The sequence below is a fragment of the Betaproteobacteria bacterium genome (assembly GCA_016791345.1).
Lineage (GTDB): Bacteria > Pseudomonadota > Gammaproteobacteria > Burkholderiales > JAEUMW01 > JAEUMW01.
The window spans coordinates 1-4,118 of record JAEUMW010000190.1 but is presented as its reverse complement, the minus strand read 5'-3'; the positions used below and the strand labels follow the sequence as shown (position 1 = coordinate 4,118).

Sequence of the window (4,118 nt, the reverse complement as noted above, 5' to 3'; positions counted from 1 at the left end):
CGCGATCCTCCGCGTGCTGCTGTGCTTCGTCCTGCATCCGCTGCTGCCGCAGGCGATCGTACTGGCAACGAATCGTGTGGCATTCCGGGGCTTCCTCCGGATCGCGGACATAGCCGCTCGGGGTGGCGTCGATGGTCTGGGCCGGCCGGCCGCCGGGTGGCTTCTCGCCATAGTGCGTCACGCCCTTCTCGTCCACCCACTTGTACACCTGCTGGGCGTAGGAGATCGCAGGGCAGGCGACGGCGCAACAGAGGCCGAACGCAACGGCAAGACGGGTCAGCATGGCGACACTCGATGGCTTCGGGACTCGTGCTTCGACCGCACTTGCGGCGGGCGATTCCCGCGCCGCTTCAACGGCTGTCGGCCGACGCCGGCACCAGCACCTCGCGGTTGCCGCTCGCTCCCATCGCCGACACCATGCCCGCGCGCTCCATCTGCTCGATCAGGCGCGCCGCCCGGTTATAGCCGATGCGCAGATGACGTTGCACCAGGGAAATCGACGGTCGCCGCGTCTTGAGGACGATCGCGACCGCCTGATCGTAAAGCGGATCGGCCTCGGCGTCGAGCGCATCGCCTTCCCCTTCCCCATCGCCTTCGGCTTCGGGACCGTCGAGCACACCGTCCACGTACTGCGGCTCACCGGCCTGCTTGAGGTGCTCGACCACGCGGTGCACTTCCTGATCGGCGACGAAGGCCCCGTGCACGCGTTGCGGGATGCCGGTGCCCGGCGCGAGATAGAGCATGTCGCCCTGGCCGAGCAGCGTTTCCGCGCCCATCTGGTCGAGAATCGTGCGCGAGTCGACCTTGGCGGAGACCTGAAAGGCGACGCGGGTGGGAATGTTCGCCTTGATGAGGCCGGTGATGACGTCCACCGACGGCCGCTGCGTCGCCAGGACAAGATGCACGCCGGCGGCGCGCGCCTTCTGTGCGAGGCGGGCGATCAGTTCCTCCACCTTCTTGCCGACCACCATCATGAGATCGGCCAGTTCGTCGATCACGACGACGATGACCGGCATCTCGGCAAGCGGCTCGGGCGCATCCGGCGTGATGGTGAACGGGTTGGTGAGCGGCTGCTTGTTCTTTTCCGCCTCCCGGATCTTCTGGTTGTAGCCCCCCAGGTTGCGCACGCCGAGCGCCGACATGAGCTTGTAGCGCCGCTCCATCTCGGCAACGCACCACGACAGCGCGTTGGCGGCCTGCTTCATGTCGGTGACCACTGGCGCCAGCAGCTGCGGGATGCCCTCGTACACCGAGAGCTCGAGCATCTTCGGGTCGACCAGGATCAACCGCACGCGCGCGGGCGGCGCCTTGTACAGCAGCGACAGGATCATGGCGTTGATCGCCACCGACTTGCCGGAGCCGGTGGTGCCGGCGACCAGCACGTGCGGCATCTTGGCGAGGTCGGCCACCACCGGCTTGCCGGAGATGTCCTTGCCGAGCGCGATCGTGAGCGGCGACGGCGCATCGGCGTAGACCTCGGAGCTGACGATCTCGGACAGGCGAACGATCTGCCGCTTTGGATTCGGAATCTCGAGCCCCATGCAACTCTTGCCGGGGATCGTCTCTACCACGCGGATGCTCACCACCGACAATGCGCGTGCGAGGTCCTTCACCAGGTTCACGATCTGGCTGCCCTTCACGCCGACCGCGGGCTCGATCTCGTAGCGCGTGATCACCGGGCCGGGATACGCCGCCTGCACCTGCACCTCTACGCCGAAGTCGAGCAGCTTCTTTTCGATCAGCCGCGAGGTAAATTCCAGCGTCTCCGGCGACAGCATCTCCACTTCCTTCGCCGCTGCATCGAGCAGCGCAATGGGAGGCAGCGGCGAATCCGGCAGGTCTTCGAAGAGCGGCACCTGACGCTCGCGCTCCACCCGCTCCGAACGCGGGATCTCGACTACCGGCGGCTCGATGCGCAGCGGCTCGTGCTCCTCGACGATCTTCTTCTTGACGACCTCGACCACCTCCTCGCGCCGGACCACCGCCACGGTGCCGGCACGGCGATCCTGCCAGGCGCGGTAAGTCGTGCTCGCCCACGCGTAGCCTTCCTCCATCCAGCCGCCGAGGCGCTCCATGAAGCGCACCCAGGACAGGCCGGTAAAGAGCGAGAAGCCGATCAATGCCAGCATCAGCAGGAAGAGCGTCGAGCCGATGAAGCCGAATCCCTTCCGCAGCCAGTCGCCGAGAAGCGTGCCGATGATGCCGCCGGGTGCCAGCGGCAGCGGTGTCGTCAGGCTGTGCAGGCGCAGATGCTCGATCGCCGCGCTCGCGCAGACGAGCAGCACGAAGCCGACCCCGGCGACGGCTACCGAGCGACGATCGATGAACGACGCGGATTCGAGCCGCCCGTAGCCCCAGCGCACCGCGTTCAGCAGGAACAGCACGAACCAGTACGCCGAAATGCCGAAGAGATAGAGCAGGATGTCGGACAGCCATGCACCCAGGCGCCCGCCGGCGTTGCGCACCACGTCGGAGGTCGCGCTCACCGACCACGCCGGATCCCCCTTGTGATAGGTGACGAGCACCAGCAGCAAATAGATGGAGGCGCCCACCAGAAGAAGCCACCACGACTCGCGGATGAGTCCGGCGATTCTCGGCGGGGACGCACTCGGCGGGGCAGTCTCGGCGCGCGATCTGGCCATCAAGAGTGTCGATCCATCAGAGGGTTGAAACGCAAATTATAGCCATCACCAGAAGTTCAAACTAATCCGATACCGCCGCTGTCTACCGCCGTTTCCCATGCCTTTCAACCGTTGGCGGATCAACGCGCACATTGGACGGGTGGAAGGCGGAAGGAGCCCTGTGCTGCGCGCCCGTGCGAGGCAGCAGCGCGCGGACCGATCGCCGGAGATCGCCACAGCAACGCCTGCGCGATCTCGGCCTGAGGTCTTGGAGGTCACGGTATCCGTCAGCCGTAAGCTTAAGGTAAACGGTGCGCCTGGAGACCACGATGCTGTCGACCGCCCCCCTTCGCCGATCAGGCGCGCAGTTCGGCGGTGCCGGCTTCGGCGAATGCGAGAGCACCATGGGAGCGGGTGCCGGCGGGCGATGTCGCGGCCTGGCTGCGCGGCGCGGCGGGGGAACGGCACCTCGCAGCAAGCATCGCCGATCCCGCTTCGAGCGGCATGCTGGCGCTCCTCTCGGCCTTGGACTTCCATCCCCACGCCAGCTGGGCACGATCCTTTCTTCCGGCACATTCCGGCGCCAGACGCCCGACCATGGGCGACGAAAGTCCGCCCACCCGTACTCGAATCAAACCGCATCGGGCCGGAGCACATGCTGGGATACGTCATCGGCAGTTACCTGCAACTCGTGATGGTGTTCGGACCCGCCATCCTGCTCCTGTTCACGAGCCGGGTGCGCGGCTGGGTCAAGGCACGCTGGGTGTTCTATTCGCTCCTGCCGTGGCTGCTCGGCCAGATGCTGCTGCTCGTGTGGGTCCTCCTCGCTTCGCGCGAGTCCCAGGTTGAGTTCCTGATGTTCGGATCCGGCGGCGTCTACATTGCCACCTGGATCGCCGCCTGGATCATCTACTTCGTCTTCCGCTCACGCTTCAGGAAGCCGTCGACGCCGTCCGAAGCGCCCGCGCCACTCCCGCAGGACCCGACACCGACCTGATGTCACGGCTGCACGTCTCGCGCGACGGCGGGTGTCTCGCCGCCGCGAGCGGTGCGTCGGGAGTACCCCGATCTGTCACGATTTTGGCAGAATTGCGACGTGATCGACCCGCTTTTGGAACAGGCTGTGAGCCGAAATCCCCCAGACGACGCAGGATCCGCGCCGCGAGTGTGGAGCGTGCTTCGCATCGACGACAACGGCAATCGCTTCGTCGTGGCGAGTTTCTCGACGCGCGTGGACGCTGAGGCGGAAGCGCGACGTTACGAGGCACGCGGACACAAGCAGGTCTATTTCGTGGAGTCCGACCACCCGCCTTCGCCGGAACTGCTGCACGCTTGGTCTGCGCCCCGCTGCCCGTTGTGCGGCGGAGAGAACGACTGCGCCGTCTCCCGCACCGGCAGCACCGACACGCCGTGCTGGTGTCGCGACATCGTGATCGATGCCGCGACGCTTGCCCGCGTACCGGACGCGCTGCGCAATCGGGCGTGTCTCTGCCGGCG

General features: G+C 66.3%; 4 protein-coding genes. 2 read left to right on the top strand and 2 right to left on the bottom strand.

The window, feature by feature from the left end:
* Positions 1-283, bottom strand: a 283-nt coding sequence (locus JNK68_07265; protein ID MBL8540156.1) for a DUF4124 domain-containing protein, incomplete at its 3' end; no start/stop codon positions are given.
* A 67-nt stretch (positions 284-350) separates the two neighbouring features.
* Positions 351-2,642 (bottom strand): DNA translocase FtsK 4TM domain-containing protein, encoded by a 2,292-nt coding sequence (locus JNK68_07260; protein ID MBL8540155.1) that lies wholly within the window; start codon positions 2,640-2,642, stop codon positions 351-353.
* 634 nt (positions 2,643-3,276) lie between these two features.
* Here JNK68_07260 and JNK68_07255 point away from each other — a divergent pair.
* Both JNK68_07255 and JNK68_07250 read left to right on the top strand, forming a co-directional pair.
* The gene (locus JNK68_07255; GenBank protein ID MBL8540154.1) at positions 3,277-3,618 is read left to right on the top strand and encodes a hypothetical protein; all 342 of its coding nucleotides are present in this window, start codon (positions 3,277-3,279) and stop codon (positions 3,616-3,618) included.
* A 327-nt stretch (positions 3,619-3,945) separates the two neighbouring features.
* Positions 3,946-4,118: cysteine-rich CWC family protein (locus tag JNK68_07250; GenBank protein MBL8540153.1), on the top strand; the 173-nt coding region annotated here is incomplete at its 3' end.

What these genes read in the sequence shown, in the direction of transcription:
- JNK68_07255 (MBL8540154.1), top strand. Translation starts at nt 3,277, where the DNA reads ATGCTGGGATACGTCATCGGCAGTTACCTGCAACTCGTGATGGTGTTC.
- JNK68_07260 (MBL8540155.1), bottom strand. Translation starts at nt 2,642, where the DNA reads ATGGCCAGATCGCGCGCCGAGACTGCCCCGCCGAGTGCGTCCCCGCCG.